The sequence below is a fragment of the Geoalkalibacter subterraneus genome (assembly GCF_000827125.1).
GTDB classification, from domain to species: Bacteria; Desulfobacterota; Desulfuromonadia; order Desulfuromonadales; family Geoalkalibacteraceae; genus Geoalkalibacter_A; species Geoalkalibacter_A subterraneus.
In genome coordinates this window covers 2,204,957-2,226,190 of record NZ_CP010311.1, presented here as the reverse complement: position 1 = coordinate 2,226,190, position 21,234 = coordinate 2,204,957, and the positions used below count along the sequence as shown (strand labels likewise).

The 21,234-nt window shown below is 55.2% G+C and carries 27 protein-coding genes, 1 tRNA gene and 1 other RNA gene; 19 read left to right on the top strand and 10 right to left on the bottom strand.

Translation table 11 applies throughout. The features are described 5' to 3' along the window. Positions 1-65 precede the first annotated feature (65 nt). The 9 genes from GSUB_RS10345 (at position 66) to GSUB_RS10305 (ending at position 9,025) form a co-directional block, all read left to right on the top strand. A complete protein-coding gene (locus tag GSUB_RS10345) occupies positions 66-1,031 on the top strand; it encodes a GSU2086 family protein (protein WP_040200687.1) in 966 nt (321 codons plus the stop codon). Further along, positions 1,028-2,500, top strand: a complete 1,473-nt coding sequence (gene hldE / locus GSUB_RS10340; protein ID WP_052464849.1) for a bifunctional D-glycero-beta-D-manno-heptose-7-phosphate kinase/D-glycero-beta-D-manno-heptose 1-phosphate adenylyltransferase HldE — start codon at positions 1,028-1,030, stop codon at positions 2,498-2,500. Before GSUB_RS10345 ends, hldE begins: the two co-directional genes overlap by 4 nt. Before the next feature lie 10 nt (positions 2,501-2,510). Continuing rightward, on the top strand, positions 2,511-2,873 hold the full coding sequence (locus GSUB_RS10335; protein ID WP_040200686.1) for a four helix bundle protein: 363 nt from the start codon (positions 2,511-2,513) through the stop codon (positions 2,871-2,873). Then, positions 2,870-3,469 (top strand): D-glycero-beta-D-manno-heptose 1,7-bisphosphate 7-phosphatase, encoded by a 600-nt coding sequence (gene gmhB, locus GSUB_RS10330; RefSeq protein WP_040200684.1) that lies wholly within the window; start codon positions 2,870-2,872, stop codon positions 3,467-3,469. Before GSUB_RS10335 ends, gmhB begins: the two co-directional genes overlap by 4 nt. A 140-nt stretch (positions 3,470-3,609) precedes the next feature. Beyond that, positions 3,610-4,926: a nucleotide sugar dehydrogenase gene (locus tag GSUB_RS10325; RefSeq protein ID WP_040202379.1), complete on the top strand. Its 1,317-nt coding sequence runs from the start codon at positions 3,610-3,612 to the stop codon at positions 4,924-4,926. Between the two features lie 40 nt (positions 4,927-4,966). Beyond that, a complete protein-coding gene (locus GSUB_RS10320) occupies positions 4,967-5,845 on the top strand; it encodes a YicC/YloC family endoribonuclease (protein ID WP_040200682.1) in 879 nt (292 codons plus the stop codon). Further along, on the top strand, positions 5,835-6,470 hold the full coding sequence (gmk, locus tag GSUB_RS10315) for a guanylate kinase (protein ID WP_040200681.1): 636 nt from the start codon (positions 5,835-5,837) through the stop codon (positions 6,468-6,470). Before GSUB_RS10320 ends, gmk begins: the two co-directional genes overlap by 11 nt. Positions 6,471-6,500: 30 nt before the next feature. Beyond that, positions 6,501-6,707: a DNA-directed RNA polymerase subunit omega gene (gene rpoZ, locus GSUB_RS10310; RefSeq protein ID WP_040200679.1), complete on the top strand. Its 207-nt coding sequence runs from the start codon at positions 6,501-6,503 to the stop codon at positions 6,705-6,707. Positions 6,708-6,868: 161 nt separating this feature from the next. Continuing rightward, positions 6,869-9,025, top strand: coding sequence for a RelA/SpoT family protein (locus GSUB_RS10305; protein ID WP_040200678.1), 2,157 nt, complete (start codon positions 6,869-6,871; stop codon positions 9,023-9,025). Positions 9,026-9,033: 8 nt separating this feature from the next. Here GSUB_RS10305 and GSUB_RS10300 read toward each other — a convergent pair whose 3' ends face one another. Genes GSUB_RS10300 through nadB form a run of 3 tightly spaced genes read right to left on the bottom strand, consistent with a single transcriptional unit; the run spans position 9,034 to position 11,131 of the window. Further along, positions 9,034-9,243, bottom strand: a complete 210-nt coding sequence (locus tag GSUB_RS10300) for a hypothetical protein (protein WP_040200677.1) — start codon at positions 9,241-9,243, stop codon at positions 9,034-9,036. A gap of 5 nt (positions 9,244-9,248) precedes the next feature. Continuing rightward, the gene (gene pheA, locus GSUB_RS10295; protein WP_040200675.1) at positions 9,249-9,521 is read right to left on the bottom strand and encodes a chorismate mutase; all 273 of its coding nucleotides are present in this window, start codon (positions 9,519-9,521) and stop codon (positions 9,249-9,251) included. Between the two features lie 11 nt (positions 9,522-9,532). After that, positions 9,533-11,131, bottom strand: a complete 1,599-nt coding sequence (gene nadB / locus GSUB_RS10290) for an L-aspartate oxidase (protein WP_040200674.1) — start codon at positions 11,129-11,131, stop codon at positions 9,533-9,535. Between the two features lie 254 nt (positions 11,132-11,385). Here nadB and GSUB_RS10285 point away from each other — a divergent pair, with 254 nt between their 5' ends. From GSUB_RS10285 to GSUB_RS10260, 6 genes are all read left to right on the top strand, one after another. Further along, positions 11,386-11,943 (top strand): lytic transglycosylase domain-containing protein, encoded by a 558-nt coding sequence (locus GSUB_RS10285; protein ID WP_040200673.1) that lies wholly within the window; start codon positions 11,386-11,388, stop codon positions 11,941-11,943. 151 nt (positions 11,944-12,094) lie between these two features. Next, a tRNA-Gly gene (locus GSUB_RS10280) sits at positions 12,095-12,169 on the top strand. A gap of 117 nt (positions 12,170-12,286) precedes the next feature. Continuing rightward, on the top strand, positions 12,287-12,484 hold the full coding sequence (locus GSUB_RS10275; RefSeq protein WP_040200672.1) for a DNA gyrase inhibitor YacG: 198 nt from the start codon (positions 12,287-12,289) through the stop codon (positions 12,482-12,484). A 25-nt stretch (positions 12,485-12,509) separates the two neighbouring features. Further along, positions 12,510-12,881: a 6-carboxytetrahydropterin synthase QueD gene (queD, locus tag GSUB_RS10270; RefSeq protein WP_040200670.1), complete on the top strand. Its 372-nt coding sequence runs from the start codon at positions 12,510-12,512 to the stop codon at positions 12,879-12,881. Next, entirely contained in the window at positions 12,853-13,617 is a 765-nt protein-coding gene (locus GSUB_RS10265; protein WP_040200668.1) for a 7-carboxy-7-deazaguanine synthase QueE, read from the top strand. The genes queD and GSUB_RS10265 overlap by 29 nt, the downstream gene beginning before the upstream one ends. A gap of 39 nt (positions 13,618-13,656) precedes the next feature. After that, positions 13,657-14,382, top strand: a complete 726-nt coding sequence (locus GSUB_RS10260) for a creatininase family protein (protein WP_040200667.1) — start codon at positions 13,657-13,659, stop codon at positions 14,380-14,382. 9 nt (positions 14,383-14,391) lie between these two features. Here the strand turns inward: GSUB_RS10260 and GSUB_RS10255 are convergent, their stop codons facing one another. The 3 genes from GSUB_RS10255 to rsmD are packed head-to-tail and all read right to left on the bottom strand — an operon-like array spanning position 14,392 to position 15,703. Further along, on the bottom strand, positions 14,392-14,592 hold the full coding sequence (locus tag GSUB_RS10255) for a DUF1858 domain-containing protein (protein WP_040200666.1): 201 nt from the start codon (positions 14,590-14,592) through the stop codon (positions 14,392-14,394). A 50-nt stretch (positions 14,593-14,642) separates the two neighbouring features. Then, entirely contained in the window at positions 14,643-15,128 is a 486-nt protein-coding gene (gene coaD / locus GSUB_RS10250) for a pantetheine-phosphate adenylyltransferase (protein WP_040200664.1), read from the bottom strand. 2 nt (positions 15,129-15,130) lie between these two features. Beyond that, positions 15,131-15,703, bottom strand: a complete 573-nt coding sequence (gene rsmD / locus GSUB_RS10245) for a 16S rRNA (guanine(966)-N(2))-methyltransferase RsmD (RefSeq protein ID WP_040200662.1) — start codon at positions 15,701-15,703, stop codon at positions 15,131-15,133. A gap of 235 nt (positions 15,704-15,938) precedes the next feature. Between rsmD and GSUB_RS10240 the strand changes: the two genes are divergently transcribed. From GSUB_RS10240 to ssrA, 3 genes are all read left to right on the top strand, one after another. Next, positions 15,939-16,412: a SoxR reducing system RseC family protein gene (locus GSUB_RS10240; RefSeq protein ID WP_040200660.1), complete on the top strand. Its 474-nt coding sequence runs from the start codon at positions 15,939-15,941 to the stop codon at positions 16,410-16,412. After that, positions 16,402-16,857, top strand: a complete 456-nt coding sequence (smpB, locus tag GSUB_RS10235; RefSeq protein WP_040200658.1) for an SsrA-binding protein SmpB — start codon at positions 16,402-16,404, stop codon at positions 16,855-16,857. The genes GSUB_RS10240 and smpB overlap by 11 nt, the downstream gene beginning before the upstream one ends. Before the next feature lie 98 nt (positions 16,858-16,955). After that, positions 16,956-17,312, top strand: a transfer-messenger RNA (tmRNA) gene (ssrA, locus tag GSUB_RS18650). A gap of 491 nt (positions 17,313-17,803) precedes the next feature. Here the strand turns inward: ssrA and GSUB_RS10230 are convergent. From GSUB_RS10230 to GSUB_RS10215, 4 genes are all read right to left on the bottom strand, one after another. Further along, positions 17,804-18,220, bottom strand: a complete 417-nt coding sequence (locus GSUB_RS10230; RefSeq protein WP_040202377.1) for a hypothetical protein — start codon at positions 18,218-18,220, stop codon at positions 17,804-17,806. A 77-nt stretch (positions 18,221-18,297) separates the two neighbouring features. Continuing rightward, positions 18,298-19,884 (bottom strand): recombinase family protein, encoded by a 1,587-nt coding sequence (locus GSUB_RS10225; RefSeq protein ID WP_040200656.1) that lies wholly within the window; start codon positions 19,882-19,884, stop codon positions 18,298-18,300. Beyond that, positions 19,877-20,401, bottom strand: a complete 525-nt coding sequence (locus tag GSUB_RS10220; protein WP_040200655.1) for a DUF2924 domain-containing protein — start codon at positions 20,399-20,401, stop codon at positions 19,877-19,879. Before GSUB_RS10220 ends, GSUB_RS10225 begins: the two co-directional genes overlap by 8 nt. A 34-nt stretch (positions 20,402-20,435) precedes the next feature. Continuing rightward, positions 20,436-20,678, bottom strand: coding sequence for a hypothetical protein (locus GSUB_RS10215; protein WP_040200653.1), 243 nt, complete (start codon positions 20,676-20,678; stop codon positions 20,436-20,438). A 294-nt stretch (positions 20,679-20,972) separates the two neighbouring features. Here GSUB_RS10215 and GSUB_RS10210 point away from each other — a divergent pair, with 294 nt between their 5' ends. After that, positions 20,973-21,206, top strand: coding sequence for a LexA family protein (locus GSUB_RS10210; protein ID WP_040200651.1), 234 nt, complete (start codon positions 20,973-20,975; stop codon positions 21,204-21,206). Positions 21,207-21,234 lie beyond the last annotated feature (28 nt).

Here is a 21,234-nt window from a genome sequence, read left to right as displayed (position 1 = left end):
ACCGGGCCGGTCTTTTGCGGCTGCAGCGGTCCTCATTTCACTAAACAGACATTTCCGAGGGGAAAATGAGTCATAAATATCAACCCGTCGATTTCTCTCCAGTCAAAACCTACTCCATAAAAACCCGCAACAACAAAGTCAATGTCCAAGACCATTTCGCCTCGCCGCCCAAAGCCGGAATGTCTTTTAGCGACGTTATCAATTCCATGCCGCGTCTTCTGGGTGCCGACCAACTGCGTGGTGTGGTGGATGCGGTAGTTGGGGCGCGGGAAAAAGGCAGGCCTGTGGTAATGGCCATTGGAGGGCATGTCATCAAGTGTGGTCTGCAACCGGTGCTCAAAGCCTTGATCGATGTCGATGCCATCACTGCGGTGGCCATGAACGGTTCAGCCGCGATTCATGACTTTGAAGTTTCTCTGGTCGGGGCCACGTCGGAAGACGTCGGCGCCGTTCTGCATTCCGGCGATTTCGGTTTCTCCGAGGAAACCGGCGGCGGGATGAACCGGGCTTTGAAGTCTGCGGTGAAAGAGGAGGAGATGGGGTATGGCGAGGCCATCGCGCGCTGTATTGTCGATAACGACCATCTGTTCAAGGAGTACAGCCTGCTGGCGGCGTGCCTGGAACAGCAGATCCCCAGCACCGTCCATGTTGCCCTGGGAACCGACATCATTCACCAGCATCCCGAAGCTGACGGCGCGGTGATCGGTGAGATGACTTTTCGGGATTTTCGTCTGCTGACTTCAGTGGTTGCGGATCTTGGGGACGGTGGCGTCTGGCTCAATGTCGGTTCCGCCGTTCTGATGCCGGAAGTCTTTCTTAAAGCTCTTTCCATCGCGCAGAATCTCGGCTACCATGTCGACGGTTTTTCCACGGCCAATTTCGATATGATCCAGCACTACCGGCCGTTGACCAACGTCGTCAAACGCCCGACCTCGGAGCATGGCCGCGGCTACTCGATTACCGGGCATCACGAGATCAATATTCCTCTTTTCGCTGCGGCGGTGCTTGATCGCCTTCACAAGAAATCATGAATCGCACTCTGGTTGAAAAATTTATGACGCATCTCCCCGGCACCCGCATCCTGGTGGTGGGGGATCTGATGCTGGATGAATACGTCTGGGGCCGAACCGACCGGATCTCTCCTGAAGCGCCGGTGCAGGTCGTGGAGGTGCAGCGCGAGGATCTACGCCTGGGCGGGGCTGGCAACGTCATCAACAATCTCGTGGTTCTTGGGTGCCGGGTTTCCGTGGCGAGTGTTGTCGGCGACGATGCCGATGGCCAGGTTCTGCGACAAATGCTGTCCGAGAAAAATATCGACGATGCAGGCATTGTCGCCGTGCCAGGACGCACCACGAGCCGCAAAACACGCATCCTGGCCAGCAATCAGCAGATGCTGCGCATTGACCGCGAAAGCCGCACTCCTGTGAACGATGACCAGGGCAGGGTGCTGGTGGATTTTGTCCGCGATCGAATTGACCAGTTTCAGGTTATCCTTCTGTCGGATTATCTCAAGGGGGTCCTGAGTGAAGAGGTGCTGCGCGGGATTATTGAAATTGGACGGGAAAAAGGCGTTCCGGTTCTGGTCGACCCTAAAGGCAACGACTACCAAAAATACCGTGGCGCAACCCTGTTGACTCCGAACCGCAAAGAGGCGCAAGTCGCATCGGGGATTGAGATCCGTAGCGAGACCGACCTGGTCGAAGCCGGTCGAACGCTGCGCCAATCCCTTGACCTGGACGCCCTGGTGTTGACCCGCAGTGAAGAGGGGATGTCCCTTTTCATCCGTGATGGGGACGAAATTCACCTGCCCACAGAGGCGAAGGAAGTTTTTGATGTCACCGGTGCGGGCGATACGGTGCTGTCGGTTCTTGGGGCCGGCCTGGCGTGCGGGTTTTCACTGGAAGAGGCCGCGCGCCTGTCCAATGTCGCCGCGGGCATTGTGGTGGGCAAGGTGGGCACCTCGACTGTGTCTGCCGAGGAAATTTTCGAAACAGTCGGCCGCAGTCACCGCGACAGCGATCTGAAAATCAAGACGCGGGACGTGCTCAGCGTCGCCCTTGAACGTGAGCGTGAAAAGGGACGCCGCATTGTCTTTACCAACGGCTGCTTCGACCTGCTGCATGCGGGCCACGTTCAGTACCTGCAGAAAGCGCGCAGGCTTGGCGACCTGCTGGTGCTCGGCCTCAACTCCGACCAGTCGGTTCAGCGTCTCAAAGGCCCAAAGCGCCCCCTGATCGGCGAAAACGAGCGGGCCCATATCCTGGCTGCCCTCGATTGCATCGATTATGTCTGCCTGTTTGACGAGGATACTCCTCTGGAGCTGATCCGTGCGGTCAAGCCGGATATTCTGGTCAAAGGCGGCGATTACTCCCCCGAGGGAGTCGTCGGCAAGGAGATTGTCGAAAGCTACGGCGGCCGCGTGGAAATTATTGAGTTTGTTGCCGGAAAATCGACGACAGGTCTTGTTGAAAAAATTCTTCAACAATACCGTGAGGGGTGAGGAGTGAGGAGTGAGGCGAAAACATCATGACCTCAGGCTGTGGCAAGAATCAATGATCTTGGTACGAGAAATATACGAGGCGACAGAAAAATTTCCTCGCGATGAGGTCTATTCTCTAACCAACCAAATGCGGCGTGCAGCTATTTCGGTCCCAAGCAACATCGCTGAGGGAGCTGGCCGTATGGGGCCAAAAGAATTTTTGCAATTTCTTTCGATTGCTCGGGGTTCTTTAAGCGAATTGGATACACAGATTATTCTTGCCAAAGACTTGGGTTATTTGAACGATACTAGGAATATCCAGAACCGAATCGAACGTATTTTTAGCTTATTCGGCGGATTGATGAACTCCCTGAAGGGAAAGGTAGCAAATTGACCCCCCTCACTCCTCACCCCTCACTCCTCACAGAAAATCCGCTCCGCAGAGCGGTTTTTCTCGACCGCGACGGCACCATCAACGTGGAGAAAGACTACCTGCACCGGGTCGAGGATTTTGAATTCATCCCCGGCGCTCCCGAAGCTATCTCCCACCTGAATGATGCGGGGTTTGTTGTGCTGGTCGTCTCCAATCAAGCCGGGATTGCACGGGGATACTTCGAGCCGAGAGCGGTTGAGGCCCTGCATGAACACCTGCAGTCGGAACTGGTTTATTTCGGTGCCCACATTGATGGATTTTATTTCTGTCCGCACCATCCGACCGAAGGGCAGGGGGAATATCGGCAGGAATGCGACTGCCGCAAAGGCAAGCCCGGTCTTTTGTTGCAGGCGGCAGAAGAGCATGGGATCGATCTGGCGCAATCGTATATGGTGGGGGACAAAGCCTCGGATATTGAGGCTGGCGTTGCTGCAGGCTGCACCCCATTGTTGGTATTGACAGGATATGGTTCACAGGCGTCGGAGGAGGTTGCAGGCAAAGTCACCCGTTTCGCCGACCTGGCGGCAGCCGTTGATTTTATCTTGAAACGCCCATAAATAATCCCCTCCCAGCGGGGGAGGGTCAGGGTAGGGGAAGGGGTTGAATTTTGCATGTAACTCCACATTCACGAAGTGTCAATAAATCCAGTTGATAAATCCAATCTTAAAAATATATCGGTAAGGAGGGTGGTGTGAAAATGGTGACCTGTCAGGAGATTGCAGCCGGAGATGCGGCCATTGCGATGGTCGGCCTGGGCTATGTCGGGTTGCCGCTGGCGGCCGCTTTCGGCCATAAGACCAAGGTAATCGGTTTTGACATAAGCAGCAAAAAAATCGAGCAATTACGCAATGGCTACGATGCCACAGGTGAACTCAGCGGAGACGATCTTGCGCGAACCAGTATAGATTATACGCAAGACCCTGCACGATTGCAGGAAGCGCGCTTTATCATTGTCACCGTGCCGACGCCCATCGATGAATTCCGCAAACCGGATCTCTCGCCGCTGGTGTCCTCTTCGACAGCCATTGGCCGCAACCTCAAGCCCGGAAGCATCGTGGTGTATGAATCCACCGTCTATCCCGGCGTGACTGAAGAGGTCTGCGTTCCGATCCTCGAGCGCGAATCCGGTCTGACCTGCGGCGTTGATTTCAAAGTGGGCTATTCCCCCGAGCGCATCAACCCCGGCGACAAGGTTCATACCGTTGACAAGATCGTCAAGGTTGTCTCCGGCCAGGATGAGGAAACCCTGAATACGGTCGCCGCTGTTTATGAGATGGTCGTCACCGCCGGCGTGCATCGGGCTTCGAGCATCAAAGTCGCCGAAGCGGCCAAGGTCATCGAGAACACCCAGCGCGACCTCAATATCGCCCTGATGAACGAACTGGCGATGATCTTCAACAAGATGTCGATCCCCACCATGGATGTGCTGGCTGCGGCTGGCACCAAGTGGAATTTTCTCAAATTCTTTCCAGGACTTGTCGGTGGACACTGCATCGGCGTCGATCCCTATTACCTGACCCATAAAGCTGAAGCGATTGGTTATCATCCCCAGGTGATCCTGGCCGGTCGAAGAATCAATGACGGTATGGGAAAGTTTGTCGCCGAAATGACGGTTAAGAAAATGATTCAGGCTGACAAGGCCGTCAAGGGAGCGCGAATTCTGGTACTGGGATTGACTTTCAAGGAGAATGTGCCCGATATCCGCAACACGAAAGTGGTTGATATTGTCTCTGAACTCAAGGAATACGGCGTTGAGGTGCTGGTGCATGACCCCTGGGCGACTCCGGAGGAGACCCTGCACGAATATGGACTGGAACTCAGTCGCCTTGAAGATTCCCTGCCCGTGGACGGCGTGATTCTGGCGGTGTCACATGACAAGTTCAAGGATATAACTCCGGCGCGCCTGCGGGAGATGACATGCAACGGTAAAGGATGCGGAGTGGTCATCGATGTCAAGGCCATGTATTCGCGCCAGGTTATCGAAAATGAAGGGCTGATCTACTGGTCCCTTTAACCCGGGAGGGGAGCCGATCCCCGCAAAAGGATGACAACGCATGATCAAAAGTATGACCGGTTACGGTAAAGGGCAGGGGGAAAGCGAAAACCTTTCCCTGACGGTGGAGATCAAAACCGTCAACCATCGCTTCGGCGATGTCAGCATCAAGGCTCCGCGTTTTCTCATGGGCTATGACCATGAGATCAGAAAACGGGTCTCCCAGCGTCTGCGCCGCGGCAAAATCGATCTGTTCATCAGCCAGGATTCGCAGGAAAAGCTAGCCGCCGCGCCTGCTTTCAATCCTGCCCTGGCCGAAGCCTATGTGGAGATGTTTCGCCGCATGACCACGGCTTATGACTTGAAAGACGATTTGTCGTTGTCTCTGCTTGCTGCGCAGAAGGATGTGATCGTTCTGGAAGATTGCGCCGTTGCTGCAGAAGAAATCAGGAAATGTCTCGATCAGGCTCTTGAAAGTGCGGTCGACGCTGTTGAGTCGATGCGGGTGGCGGAGGGGCGCGCAACCCAGGAAGATATTGCCGCACGTCTTGATCTGATCGGCGATGTTCTTGAAACGATCGTCGCGCGTGCGCCCGAGGTTGTTCAGGAATGGCAGGTCAAGCTCAAGCAGCGACTCGAGCGGCTTGCTTCCGAAGTGGATTTCGATGAACAGCGTGTGGCCCAGGAAGTGGCACTGTTTGCCGACCGCTGTGATATCAGCGAAGAGATCTCACGTTTCAGGAGCCATCTTCAGCAGTTTCACGACCTGTTGCAACAACAGGAGCCTGTCGGCCGGCAACTTGATTTTCTGGTGCAGGAACTCAATCGCGAAGCCAACACCATGGGATCGAAGTCCAATGATTCACAGTTGACCCGTCAGGTTGTTCAACTCAAGGCGGAGCTGGAGAAGATCAAGGAGCAGGTACAGAATGTCGAGTAGTCAGACAAAGAGTCGCCCGAAGGGAGGTCTTTTCATTGTCTCTGCCCCCTCCGGCGCGGGAAAAACATCGCTGTGCAACCGGCTTGTTGACTTTTTCCCGCACCTGCGGCACTCTGTTTCTTTCACGACTCGGGCCCAGCGGGCCGGTGAAGAAGACGGGGTGGATTATTTTTTCATCACCCCGGAATCCTTCAAAGAGATGGTTGAACAGGGCGCTTTTGCCGAATGGGCCGAGGTTCACGGCAACCGCTACGGCACCGCCATCGAGACTCTGGAGCACTGGCGCGAGCAGGGTTGTGACGTATTGCTCGACATCGATATTCAGGGGGCTGCTCAGCTCAGGAAAGCCTACGGAGAGGGCGTTTTTATTTTTATTCTCCCTCCTGACCTGAAAGAGCTGCGCAAAAGACTGGAGAATCGTCAGACAGACGATGCGGAGGTGATCGAACGGCGCATGAAGAATGCCCGGGATGAAATCCGCGAGTCGGTTAACTACGATTATGTTGTCGTCAACGATGATTTTGATATCGCCCTGGATGCACTCAAGTCCATCGTTATTGCAGAAGGTTGTCGTACCGCACGGGTTCTGCCCGGTCTGACCGAAGTTTTCGATCTCGATATCTGATCATATTTCAAGTCGTTCAAGGAGTTTTTCATGGCAAGGGTTACTGTTGAAGATTGTCTCGTTCAGGTTCCAAACCGTTTTCTGCTCGCCATGGTTGCGGCCAAGCGCGCAAAGCAGCTTTATAAAGGCGCAAGCCCCCTTATCGAGAACAAGCAGAACAATAAGAAAATTGTTGTCGCATTGCGTGAAATTGCGGCAGGCAAGGTTGAATACGAGCTTCCCAAGCGTAAAAGATAAGCTTTTCCGGAATTGTTTGACCCGCCCGGCAGGCTGGTTGGCTGCCGTCCAAGGGGTTTATTGCCTGCGGGAGAACTGATTCGTTTAAAGCTGATTTCGGCAGGCGAACTTGTGTCGTCTGCCTTTTTCATGTCTGCATCATCTTTCCCGAATACATCCTCATGGTCCGTCTCGACGATATTCTTGAAAAAATCCGCTCCTATCTGCCTGGTGCCGACCTGGACCTGGTGCGCAAAGCCTATGTGTTCAGCGCCAAGGTTCACCAGGGGCAGAGCCGCCTGTCGGGAGAACCCTACCTGACGCATCCCATGGAGGTAGCTTATATCCTGGCGCAGCTGCGCATGGATGTTCCTACCGTCGTCACCGGGCTTCTGCATGACGCACTTGAGGACACCCTGACTACCCGCGAGGAAATCCAGGGGGTCTTCGGCGAAGAGATTGCTTCACTGGTCGACGGCGTCACCAAGATCGGCAAGTTCTTCCTGCGCTCCCACGAGGAACGCCAGGCGGAGAATTTCCGCAAGATGCTCATCGCTATGGCACGCGACATCCGCGTGATTCTGGTCAAGCTGTCAGACCGAGTCCACAATATGCGGACCTTGTCTCACAAGCCGGTCGAACAGCAGAGACGCATCGCTCGGGAAACTCTCGATATCTACGCGCCGCTTGCCAACCGACTCGGTATAAGCTGGCTCAAGGGTGAGTTGGAAAACCTCAGTTTTCGCTACCTTGAACCTAAGGCCTACCAAGAACTTTCCGAAAAGATCAGCCGCAAGCAGAAAGAGCGGGAGAGCTATATCGGAGAGGTCAAAAAACTGATCTCCGCCAAACTTGAAGAGCAGGGAATCAAGGGTGAGGTTTCCGGTCGCCTCAAGCATCTTTATTCCGTCTATCTCAAGATGGAGCGGCAGGGGATCGACTTTGAGCAGGTTCATGACCTGGTTGCTTTCCGGGTGATCGTCGATTCCGTGCGCGAGTGCTACGAGGTGCTGGGTATCATCCATTCCACCTGGAAGCCTGTTCCCGGACGTTTCAAAGACTACATCGCCATGCCCAAGGCCAACATGTACCAGTCGCTGCATACCACCGTCATCGGCCCTTTCGGCGATCGCATGGAGGTTCAGATCCGCACCTGGGACATGCATAATGTGGCCGAGGAGGGGATCGCTGCACACTGGAAGTACAAGGAAGGGAAAACGACCCCGGGGGATGAGCAGGAGACTCGCGGGTTCGGCTGGCTGCGCCAGTTGATGGAATGGCAGCGTGAGCTTACGGATTCCCGCGAGTTTATGGATGCGGTCAAGATCGACCTGTTCCCGGAAGAGGTTTTTGTCTTTACCCCGGGCGGGGAAGTCAAAGAGCTACCCAAGGGAGCAACGCCGGTCGATTTTGCCTACACCGTACACAGCGATGTCGGCCACACCTGCGTTGGCGCACGGGTCAACGGCCGCCTGGTGCCGCTGAAAACGCAATTGCACAACGGCGATGTGGTCGAGGTCATCACCGCGCCCAATCATACTCCCAGTAAGGATTGGCTCAAGTTCGTGCGGACCTCCAAGGCCCGCAACAAAATCCGGCAATGGGTCAAGGCCGAGCAGCGCGAGAAAAGTATCGAAATCGGGCGGGATCTTCTGGAAAAAGAGCTGCGCAAGCACGGCATGAGCTTTAACCGTGCCCTTTCCTCAGGGGAGATGAACCGGGCGCTGGAGGAGTTGGGATTTCACCAGGTGGATGAACTGCTGGCCTCGGTGGGTTACGGCAAGCTCAGCCCCGGTCAGGCGGCCGCGCGCATCGTGCCGGAGGAGAAGCTACGCGCAGAGCAGGAGGCGCGTCCAAGCCGCATCGGGCAGGTTCTCAACAAGATCCGCAAGAAACCCTCAAGCGCCATTAAAATCCAGGGGATCGAGGACATTATGGTGCGCTTTGCCAAATGCTGCAATCCTCTGCCCGGCGATAAGGTGATCGGATTTATCACCCGTGGGCGCGGGCTGACAGTGCATACCTCAAACTGTCCGCACGTCCTTGAAGCAGACCCCGAGCGGCGGGTGGATGTCGAATGGGATATGAAGAAAAAGACAACCCGGCCGGTCAAAATCAACGTCTATTGCCATGATCAGAAGGGGATTCTGGCTGCGATTACCGGCGCCATTACCCAGGGCGAAGCCAATATTATTGCGGCCAACATGCATGCTACCGCGGAGAAAAGGGCGGTTAATACTTTTGAGATCGAGATTGAAAACCTCGACCACCTCAACAAGATCATCAACGCCATTCACAAAATCAAAGGTGTCTACAAAGTCGAACGGGCCCGAAGCTGAGCCAGCGTTTATTCTTCTTCCGGGATTTTAAACACTTCAAGCACCCCGGGCAGGGCGCGCAGATCGTCTTTGTCAATGGTGTGAGTGTCGCCGATGACGCCAAGGATGGTGCGGTCCGCTCCCGTGGACTGGTGGAAATCGAAATCGTGTTCCACAAGATACTGCTTCACATGCTGCAGATCGTCTTCCGACGCCGTCTTCTTCATTACAATCAGCATCGCATCTACTCTCCTTTGGTCTTGATCCGTTCCAGACGACGTGATTCATCAATGACGCGTTCAAAAAGGCGCACAATGGCTCCGTCATCCAACGGGCCGGGATTGGCGCCTTTCATCCTCTCGAAAATCTTTTTTTCCCGTTGCGGGTCATAGACCGCGAGACCGACTTTTTTCTTGCAGTGACCGATGTCGAGGGCCAGCTGAGCGCGCTGATTGAAGATGCGCAGCAGTTCGTCGTCCAGGGCATCTATTTGTTTTCGTATCTCATTGATGTCCAAAAGCGCCTCCGTCAGATGTTCTTGCGAATCAGCGTGTCGCGTTTCCAGTGGCTGTCGTCGGTTTCGGGGTAGTCGATGGTGTAGTGCAGTCCGCGGCTTTCGTGACGCTCGAGGGCACAGCGGATGATCAGTTCCGCGACCGTGGCGATATTGCGTAACTCGATCAGGTCCGACGTGATGAAGAAGTCCCAGTAGTAGTCGGCGATTTCCTCCTGAATCATCTGGATGCGCCGGTGAGCACGCGCCAAACGTTTGGTTGAGCGCACGATCCCGACATAATTCCACATGGAAAGGCGGATCTCATGCCAGTTGTGTGCAACCACTACCTCTTCGTCGCTGTCACGCGCGCTTCCCGTATCCCAGGGAGAGATGAGGGGAAAGGGCGAGGCAGGCTCTGAAAGGCGCTTGATGCAGGTTTGCGCGGCGAGCTTCGCGTAGACCACCCCTTCAAGCAGGCTGTTGCTGGCCAGACGATTGGCGCCGTGCAGTCCGGTGCAGGCCGTTTCTCCGATGGCGAACAGGTTCTTAATGTCCGTCTCACCGTTCATATCGACTTTAATCCCTCCGCACAGGTAGTGCGCGGCGGGCACGACTGGAATCGGCTCCCGGGTCATGTCGATGCCGTAGGAAAGGCAGGTTTCATAGATGTTGGGGAAGTGCTCCTGGATGAAATCAGCCCCTTTGTGGGTGATGTCGAGGAAAACGCAGTCGTCGCCATGCACCTTCATTTCGTTGTCGATGGCACGGGCTACGATATCGCGCGGGGCCAGGTCTTTGAGTTTGTGATAGTTCTCCATGAAGGCGGTGCCGTCCTGACGCTTGAGTATTGCGCCTTCGCCGCGCACTGCTTCAGAGATCAGGAATGATTTGGCGTGCGGGTGGAACAGCGTGGTGGGATGAAACTGCATGAATTCCATGTTGGAGATGGCCGCGCCTGCACGGTAGGCCATGGCCACGCCGTCGCCGGTGGCCACATCCGGGTTGCAGGTATAGAGGTAGACCTTGCCGCAGCCGCCTGTGGCCAGAATGGTATAACGCGCCCCAAAAGTCGAAACTTCCTTCTCCTGAATGTCGAGGACATAAGCGCCCAGGCAAGAATTGGGACAAACCCGCCGGTGGGTGGCTTTAGCTTCGGTGATTAGATCCACTGCAATATGGTTTTCGTAAATCCGGATGTTGGGGTGGCTGCGGGCGGCCTCGATCAGTGTGCTCTCAATTTCACGGCCGGTGATATCCTGGACATGAAAAATGCGCCGCTCGCTGTGGCCGCCTTCGCGGTGAAGATCAAAGCTTTTATCCTTTTTGCGGGTAAATTCAACGCCCCAGTCGATCAGGTCCTTGATGGCTTCAGGGCCACGCTCCACCACCATCTTGACCACTTCGGGGTGAGACAGGTGGGCACCGGCCTCCATGGTGTCCTCGATATGTTTTTCGAAACTGTCATCCGGGGAGAAAACCGATGCGATCCCGCCCTGGGCCAGATTCGTGGCCGAATCGGCCATCTCCCGTTTGGTGACCAGGGATACGGTGCCACGCTCGGCGACTTTGAGAGCGAAACTCAGACCGGCAATGCCGCTGCCGATGACGAGGAAATCAGATGTGACTTTCATTCAGGGGCCTCCCTCCCGCTCGGGGGGAGCGGCAATTTGACGGCTCGAATCCTGCATGGCAGGGCAGTGTCATTTAAAGAGCCGAATGCCGCAAAAGGTGTCTCATAAAATGATCATTTCAATACGTTTGTCTGATTTAAGCACTCAGGCATTATGGGAATGCCAAAGCAGCATTGTCAAGCCTTTTGACATCGCTAAACCAGTTGAATTTCAGGCTATTTTTGATCTGCACTGAAAGAGGCGAGAGGATTGAAATGTTTAAAGAATCAATTCTATTGACGGCTTTTGTCCTGATTTTCAGTCATTTGGCGAATCCCGGTACGGCCTACAGCGATATCTTCCGCTACGTTGACGCGGACGGGGTGGTGCATTTTACCAACAGGCCCACCAGCGGCAATTATGAGTTCTATCGCAAGGAAAGTTCCGCCGGACTAGACGAGATCATCAGTCATTATGCTGGAACCTACAAACTTGAAGAGCCGCTTGTGCGCGCCGTGATCAAAGCGGAGAGCAACTACGATCCGACCCTGGTTTCAAACAAAGGGGCCGTGGGATTAATGCAGCTCATGCCTGAAACGGCTCGCTATCTCAGGCTCAATGTCGGCAATCTGACAGACCCTGAAGAAAACATCCGTGGCGGCACACGTTATCTGCGTATGATGCTCGACCAGTTCGGCGGTGATCTGGAATTGGCTCTTGCCGCCTACAACGCTGGTCCCACCACTGTACGCCAATATGGCGGCATCCCTCCCTACCCCGAAACGCAGACCTATGTCTCCCGCGTCAAGCGGTACCTGGCTTCCTATCAATAAAATCGCCGGCAAAATTTTTGGTATCTTCACCATGTGTGGGATGTTGCGATGCCATGCTGACCAGTTACAATTTTTTGAGAAATTTTTTGTTGACTTGGTTGAAATCGTTTGATATTTATTAGCGCGCTTGACGGCACACGCCACAAATCAAGCGGGAATAACTCAGTGGTAGAGTGCAACCTTGCCAAGGTTGAAGTCGCGGGTTCGAATCCCGTTTCCCGCTCCAGAAATAAAAAGGCCAGGTGAATAACCTGGCCTTTTTCTGTATAATAGTCCTGTCAATTCCGCAGTTCGCATATCTTTTTCCCATAAAGCCCAAATCTACCAATTCTACGTTATGAGTATGAATGACGAAAAAAACAGTCATAAAAAATTGCAACGGATAAAGTGCCCTCGCTGTCGTGAATGGACCACCTGGCAGGAGAATCCTCATCGCCCTTTCTGCAGCGCCAAATGTCGCCAGGTTGATCTCGGCAAGTGGGCGCAGGAGGAGTATGCCATTCCCGGCGAGTATGTGCCGCGCCCGGAAGAGGAAGAATAAAACTCTCAGCATTCAAGGATTTTGCATGTTTCTTCTTAAAATTCAGTCTCATTTTGCTGCCGCGCACAACCTGATTCACTATCAGGGCGATTGTGAAAACCTGCATGGTCACAATTGGAAAGTTGAAGTCGAGGTCGGTGCCCACGAGCTTGATAAGTCCGGGCTGGCCGTGGATTTCAAAGTGCTCAAGCGTGAAACCAACCGGGTGCTCGACCTGCTTGACCACAAATATCTCAATGAGGTCAAGCCCTTTGACGAGTTGAGCCCCTCGTCGGAGAATATTTCCCGCTTTGTTTTTGAGCAGCTCACTGAATCGCTTAATGATGGCAATGTTTTCGTTAAACGGGTCACGGTCTGGGAATCGGATAATGCCTGTGCAAGCTATGTCGCCGACTGAAGAAGCGAAGCTGATTGAGGTCTTCTCTTCCATCCAGGGGGAGGGGCTGTGGGTCGGCTGTCGCCAGATCTTTGTGCGCTTTGCCGACTGCAATCTCGCCTGTCGATATTGCGATACGCCGCATCAGCCGCAGCCCAACTGCCGGATAGAAGATGCGCCCGGGTCCGGGCAGTTCCGCTCTTTGCCCAACCCCGTGTCTCTCGAAATTCTGCACGGCATTCTCTCCCAGTGGCACCGCAACGTGCCAGGCATGCACCACTCCCTCAGTTTAACCGGAGGAGAGCCGCTGGCGCAGGTGGAGGCTCTTCAGCTCTGGCTCCCGCAACTGCGTGAACTGCTGCCGGTTTACCTCGAAACCAATGGGACCCTGCCTGCGGCGCTGGAAAAAATCATCTGCGATATCGATTATGTTTCGATGGATTTCAAGCTTGAATCGTTAAGCGGCGCGCAGACTCCATGGGATGAGCATCGGGAATTCCTGCGGATTGCGGCAAAGAGGGAAGGGTTTGTCAAGGTTGTGGTTGGTGAGCAGACACCGGTATCAGAGCTCGTCCAGGCGGCGGGTCTGATACATGAAATCGCACCCCAGATGCCGCTGATCATTCAGCCGTTGACCGAACAGGGGCGCTGCGCGGTGCGGGGCACAGTTCTGCTCCAACTGCAGCAGGAGGTTTCCCGTATTCATTCGCCGGTGCGGGTGATTCCGCAGACCCATCGCTTTATCGATGTTGTTTGAGGTTTGAGTGATGCGGAACCCTGAAGGAGGTTTGGACGCGTGATCCTGTCTGATATCACCATGCCTGAGTTTATTGAAGGGCTGCGGCAAACGCAGACCGTTCTGATCCCTTTCGGGGCCGTGGAGGAACACGGCCATCATCTTCCGTTAGGGACGGACACCATGCAGGCCTATGATGTCTGTTGTCGCCTCTCTGAGAAACGTCCCGTTTTCGTGGCACCGCCGATCTATTATGGGGTGTGCCGCTCAACCAGCTCTCATCCCGGCACGATTTCGATCACCACCGATACGCTGCGTGCGTTGGCGGTCGACCTGGTCAGCAATCTTTATCGTCAGGGGATGCGCAATTTTGTTCTGATCAGCGGACATGCCGGTGGCACTCATAACGCCGCTTTGGTGGATGCGGGAGAAAAGCTTTTGGCGCGGCTGCCGCAGGCAAGAATTGCGGTGGTGACAGAATACGATCTGGCGGCACAGCATGGGCGGGATTTGATCGAAACGGCAGGCGATGCGCATGCGGGCGAGATCGAAACCTCACGCATCCTTTTTACCCGTCCGCATTTGGTCAAAGGCACGAGCCCCCGGGAAACCCCGCAGTTCCCCAAGGGCATTCTGGTGCGCAACAAAAGAAACTACTGGCCCGGCGGCGTGCACGGCGATCCGTCCAGAGCCAGCGCTGAAAAAGGGGAAAAGATCGAAGCGCTGGTCGTTGAAGCGCTCGCCAGGCTGGTGGATGAACTGGAGAATTTCGTCGAAAAAGTCTGATCGGTTGATTTAATCCTGCTTTTGGCAGACCTTGTTTAGTTCGGCCAGGAGTTGCTCCAGGTCCACTTCATGAACCCCCGCACCATGCTCCACCTCTTCAAAATCAGCGATCTGACATTCCCGGCAGGACAGGCCGAACTTCTGAAATACGGCAATGGTTTCCGGATGGTTGCGGATGACATCGGCAATTATCATGTCTTTGGTAATCACAAGGCACCTCCCGTGGCACGTTGAATGGCGAGCCCGACAGCCTCCTGGAATCAATTCTGCGAGAGTTTCTTTTTCAAAGCATCCTGAACCGCCGGGGGCACGAATGTCTCAACCGGTCCGCCCAGCGTGGCGATTTCCTTGACAACGGTGGAGCTGAGATAAACATAGGGCACCGAGGTCATCATGAACATGGTTTCCACTTCATCATGCATGGCGCGGTTGGTTTGCGCCAGCATAAATTCATATTCAAAATCGGATACCGCCCGAAGTCCGCGCAGTATAACCCGGGAGCCGTGAGAAAGAACAAAGTCGACAAGCAGGCCGTCGAAAGTTTCGATGCGCACACGTTTGTTATCGACCAGGCGCTCCAGAAGTTCGATCCTTTCAGGTATCGAAAAAAGCCCTTTTTTCTCTGAATTGCGCGCCACCGCAATCACCAGTTCGTCGAAAACCTCGAGCCCTCGCCGAATAATATCAAGATGCCCATAGGTGACGGGGTCAAAGGATCCAGGATAGACCGCGATCCGCTTCTTCATTTTTAGTTCTCTCCCTGTTCAGTGTGAACGAAAAAATGCACAGCCGTCAATCCATATCGTCTGGAATCGATCAAGCTCAATGTGCCGATCTGCTGAGGAATATCTTCCTTGCGGTCGCATTCGGCGCAGACAATGCCGTTTTGGGCCAAGAGGCCCTGTTGATCGATCAGTTCCAGTGCAGAGGTAGCCAGGCCCCGGTCATAGGGAGGGTCCAGGAAAATCAGGTCGAAGGGGTCGTTTACGCTCATCTTCCGCAGTGCGCTGTCCACATCGGCACGCATAATTTGAACGGAGTCGCTCACACGGCAGGTTCGGGCATTGGCCTCGATCAAACGTACCGCCTTCGGGTCGCGCTCCACCAGGGTTGCCGTGGCGGCTCCGCGACTTAAGGCCTCAAGCGCCATCGCGCCTGATCCGGCGTAGAGATCGAGAACTTTTTTGCCTGTGAACACCCCCGTGCGGCTGAAAAGGATACTGAAAACGGCCTCGCGAACCCGGTCGGGGGTAGGGCGGATATTGAGCCCGGAAAAAGTGGATAATCTGGTGCCGCGTGCCGAGCCGCTAATGATGCGCAAAATAGAAACCGTTGAGAAAGGATTAGGGTCAAACCCGAAGAAACCTGGTCGAGGCAGGTAAACATCCGTAAATTACTGGGAAATTAGCACAGCGGGTCACCCTCGTCAAGAATGGCGTCCAGAATCTTTTTCCTTGAAACGTTTCAGAGCTGGTCCGTAAAGATCCAGTCAGATTATTCAAGATTTCGATGCCGGGATGTGATAAAATCGCACTTTTTACAAACGAGTCATGTGTATGATGGAAGAAACCGGGAAAGTCGTAGAAATCAAAAGTGGTGAAATCGCTGTCGTTGCCTGCGAAAAAAACAGCTTCTGCAAAAGCTGTGTCGCCTCCGGCAATTGCCTACCCTCCGAAGGCAATAAAATGCGACGGGTCGAGGCATTCAATCCCCTTGGCGCGCGTGTGGGGGATGAGGTCATTGTCGCCACCAGCACGCGTAATTTTCTGCGCAGCTCCTTTCTGCTCTATATCTTTCCTCTGATTGCCCTGGTTGTGGGGGCGATTGTCGGGCAGCAGATCGGCGAATCTGCCGGCCTCGGGATTGACTCCGATCTGCTTTCTGCTCTATTTGCGCTGGCATTTATGGTTGCGTCCCTTTTATGGATCAAGATGCGGTCCGGCTCCATTGCCCCTGAAAATGTCATGCCGATCATCCATCGTATTGTTTCATCCGCGAATTCAGAATCGAGTCAACAGCATGGGAATTAAAATCATCGCAACCAATAAAAAGGCCTACCATGATTACTTCATCGACGAAGTTTATGAAGCGGGTATAGCCCTCAAGGGAAGCGAGGTTAAATCGATCCGCGAGGGCAAGGTCAACTTGAAAGAAGCCTTCTGCAGGATAAAGAACGGCGAAGTTTTCATTCACAATATGAACATCAGCCCTTACGAGTTCGCCAGCCAGGAGGCTGTCGATCCGGTACGCATGCGCAAGCTCCTGCTTCATAGAGAAGAAATCGCCAAGCTCAGCCGAAAGATTGATGAGAAGGGGTTCTCCCTGGTTCCGACCAAAATTTATTTTAAAAACAGCCGTGCCAAGCTGGAGCTGGGCGTGGCGCGTGGAAAGAAGCTCTACGACAAACGCGAAACGCTCAAGCGCAAGCAGCACGACCGCGAAACCGCCCGGGCCATTCGGGAGCATCACAAATAAACCGGATAAGTGGCCGGACAAATCCTCCCTTGAATTTTTAGATAATTTGTGTCATATTTAGGTCACTCCATACGCCTGACCCCTCATAAATATAACAAGGGGGTGCCAAGGTTTCGACGGAGGTTGGAAACGAAGGTTGCATGCCGGGGACGCCAGTTGGCCTCGTTAAAAAACTGGCACTTATACAAACGCCGACAACGACGTTTCGTACGCACTGGCAGCTTAATTGCTGTCACGTCTTCAGTTTCATCGCCCGCGTGGCTCTGAAGACGTCAATTTAGTGGGCTAGCCTGAGCGAGCGCCTGCGGCGCGAAGGCGAAATCAAAGCAGGCTCGCCTGTCGGATATCCTGTTCGTGGGAGCCCCGTCAGGTTAAATCCAAAACACGGACTACGCATGTAGACGCCTTGCGCGGAAGACTTTCGGACGCGGGTTCGATTCCCGCCACCTCCACCATTTACAAAAGACAAACCCGTCTCTCTGGGGTCATTCTCCGGGGTGACGGGTTTTCTTTTTCCCCTTGTTTCTAAAGGGTTTGCGCCTGTTTCACATCTTTCCAAAGCACCTCTCCGCTCCATCGATTCTCCCCATCTTCCCGCCTTTCTTTCTCTGTTTGGCCCCTGATTCTCTGTTTTCTCCGGACCAAGTCCGAAGCTCGTCCGGAAAGCTACATCCTTGATTGATATGGGTTTGCGGCTGATTGCCATTTTGGGCGGTTGTCTTATGTCATCGTTCGATGCCGCAACCGGACGTTTTTTTCGAAATCGCCCGCCTCGGCCATGAAAAGAAGCGTGGTCAACTCCGGTTTCCTGCCCCCAAAGAAGACAAATCCGCAGGACAGCGGATTTGGACGGCCGCAGGCCGCCCGCAGGGTGAGCGCCATGGATGGCGCGAATCAAAAGCCGACGCTGATGGTCGGCTCTCTGGGGCGGTCTCCGGTCCGGTCGTCAGTCGGTGGCAAAGCCGAACTGGCGGCGCTGCTCGGCCCAGTCCTCCGGGAAGGTCTGGGTCAGTTTGGCCAGCGAGAGCCCGTTGGGTTCCTCACCGTTGATCAGGGCTTCGACGATGTCGGGGGCCAGGGTCGTCAGCTTGAGAATGCGGGCCACATACGAGCCATCGACGTCGAGGGTACGGGCAAGCTCGCTGATGGACTTGATCTGGCCGGATTCGAGGATGTCGGCCCAGGAAAAGGCCCTGCCCAGCGCCTGGAGGACGGCGGACTGCACCGGTTCCTGCGCTCCGGTGATTTCTCCATCCAGGGTCTGGGGAGCGATGACCGTCTTGCGGCCGCGCATGCGCCGGATCAGCATCGGGATGTGGATCTGCAGGTTGCCGTTGTCGGCTACGGTAATGGTCGGCTTCATTTTGTTCGCCCCATCCCTGAGGCTAACCCCTTCGGGGCCGCCCTGTCGGGCGTCAAAAATAGTTCCAGACGATTTTTTCATCGAATTGCCCTCCGTTCGGTGACTTCGCATGCCAGCCCAGCCAGTTCGGCGATGAGCGTTGTCAGCCCGTTGGTGCGCAACTCCATGTCGATTCCGGTCTCGCGGATCTCGACCTTATCCACCAGGAGGCGGATGAGCCGGTTTCGCTCCACCGGGAAAAGGTCTTCCCAGAAGCCTTCGACATTCTGGAAGGCCTCCGAAACATCCTGTTCCGTGATGCTGTTCCCCTGGTAGGCTCTGCATCGCTCGTTCACGTGCGTCAGTTGTTTCGAGAGCTCGACCGCCTGGCGGTTGACGGTTGTCAGCATCTCGGCCTTGCCCGGCTGATCGTTGCCGGGCCTCATCAGTTCGAGGGCTTGCTCCCGCGCCTGCGACAGCTCCATCTCGAGTTGGGCTTTCTGCTTGAACAGCCGCTCCCGCTCCACCTGCTCGATGTCCCGGGCCGCAAAGAAGGTTTTGGCCACCAGCGTCGGTGTGCGGAACACCGCGCTCAACTGCTCGACCACGGCCTGCTCGATGTCCCCGGCGGGAATCCGTTTGAGCGGACACCGGCTCACGGTCCGCTTGCTGTCCTTCTGGCAGATGTAATAGGTGTAGTGGCGGCCGTTCTTGCGGGCGTAGGTCGGTCCCATCGAGCATCCGCAGTGGCCGCAGCGGATGACGCCCTTCAGCGGGGCGACCATTTTGGTTCTGGCCATGGAAATCTTGACCGGTTTGTTGTCCTCCAGGATGACCTGCACCTTGTCCCAGGTCGCCCGGTCAATGATCCCATCGTGCTCCCCGGGGTAGCTGCGATCCTTGTGGGCGATCTCGCCGATATAGATCCGGTTGTTGAGCAGCCGGTAGATGTGGGCGGTGTTCCATTCGGAGCCCTCGCGCACCTTGCCTTTCTTGGTGGTCCAGGCCTTGGTCCGGTATCCCTGTTCGTTCAATTCCTGGCCCAGCTTCTTGGCCGAGCCGATCTGGATGAAGCGGCGGAAGATGTACTGCACCGTCCTGGCCTCATCGGGGTTGACCAGCAGCTTCTTGTTCTCCCGGTCGACGTCATATCCGATGATGGGCACGCCGCCGCAGTATTTCCCCCGGCGCTTGGCGGCCGCCACCTTGTCCCGGATACGTTCAGCGATGACCTCCCGCTCGTACTGGGCGAAGGTAATCAGGATGCCGAGAAACATCCGGCCGGTGGGGTCGGTGGTGCTGAAGTGCTGGGTGACCGAGACGAAGCTGACACCCTTCTCGTTGAAGAGGTCGATCATCTTCATGAAGTCCAGCAGCGAGCGGGACAGCCGGTCGACCTTGTAGACCACGATCACGTCAATCTTCCCGGCATCGATGTCCTCCAGCAGGCGGCGCAGCCCCGGGCGCTCCATGTTCCCACCCGAGAAACCACCATCGTCGTAGCGATCCGGCAGAGCCGTCCAGCCCCGCATCCTCTGGGATTCGATATAGTGTTCCGCCGACTCCCGTTGCGCATCCAACGAGTTGAACTCCTGTTCGAGCCCTTCCTCATGACTCTTGCGGGTGTAGATGGCGCAGCGCAGGGTCTTGTTTTTGCCCGGCGCTACATTGCTGTTATCAAGCATCCGAACCTCCTTCGGCTTTTCTGCCGTAAACCTTCTTCAGCCCGAAAAAGACCTTGCCGTTCCAGCGCGTCCCGGTGATCTCCCTGGCCACCGCGCTGAGCGACCGGAAGGTGCGGCCTTCGAACTCATAGCCATCGGCAAGGACGATCACCTCATAGCGCCGGTCGTTCCAGACCCGCACCAGTCTGGTCCCGGGCAGGAGCGCCTCGTTCGATTTCCGCTCTTCTGGGATGCGTCGATTGACAGTGGCTACCGGGTCCTCCTTGGCGGCCTGCTGGAGATGGACCTTGGCCTGCTCGGACAGCCCGCCGTAGAAAAGCTCCTGGATGCGATAGGCCAGCCGCTTGATGAGGAATTGCTTTTTGTACTGGGGCGGCTCTTCGCCGTAGAGGTCGAGCCATTTTTCCCGGAGCTGCTCCAGGGACATGGATTGCAGCAGGGCCATCTGCCGAAGGACCGAGTTTCGGGTTCGGTCCTGATTCTTGCCGCCGGTGGCGGCGTTGTGTAACTCATTCATTTTCAACTCCTTATTTTGGTTTCCGGACGAGTTGTCATGAATGAATGCTCTGTTCCGGCAATGAATCAAGTCCTTCTCCGAGCACAGGGGAAGAATCTTCGAAAGCATCTAACTCATTGCCCACACATGCGTTTTTTGCCTTTCGGCGCAGGATCGCCGTGGCCAGAATGGAGGCGGCTGACTGGAGCCTCGCCTCACCCGACAGGCGGCCGGGTTTGCCGTTTTTGCCAAGGTCATCCGTCCCTGGCCCATCATTCATTTCCTGTACATCCAACATCGAACACCTCCGGTTGGACCGGGGGCTGGATGGCGTGGATGCCAGAAAACGGCGGCGGTCGGGATGCGCGTTCGATGGCACCCACAACCGCCTCAGCTCCGCCTCTGGTCGGTTATCTGGTTACATCCGGCTTGAACCGGACTTGCGTTCGTTACCTACCGGAGGGACGTGCAAGATGACGGAATCAGACGAGAAGTCCTGTTTTTTTATTGGCCTGATGTTCATCAGGTCGTATATTTTGTGGTCATAAATTGGGCTTAATCCGCTCAGTGGCTACGACACGGAGCAATCGCCTTGGGAAAGGGAAAGGTATCGGAAATAACCGACCCACAAGCAAACACGCTGAGGGTCATTTGCCAAATCATCGATGAAAAGGGGTTGCCGCCAACGGTGAAAGAATTGTCGGAAGTCCTTGGTATCAGCCACGCGAGCGCCCACGAGCAGATCGCTCAACTGGTACGGAAAGGCTATCTGAAGAAAGAAGCTCGTAAGGCCCGAAGCATCGTCGTCATCAGGAGGCCCGAGTAACGATGCTGGGTCGCGAAAAATAAGGAGA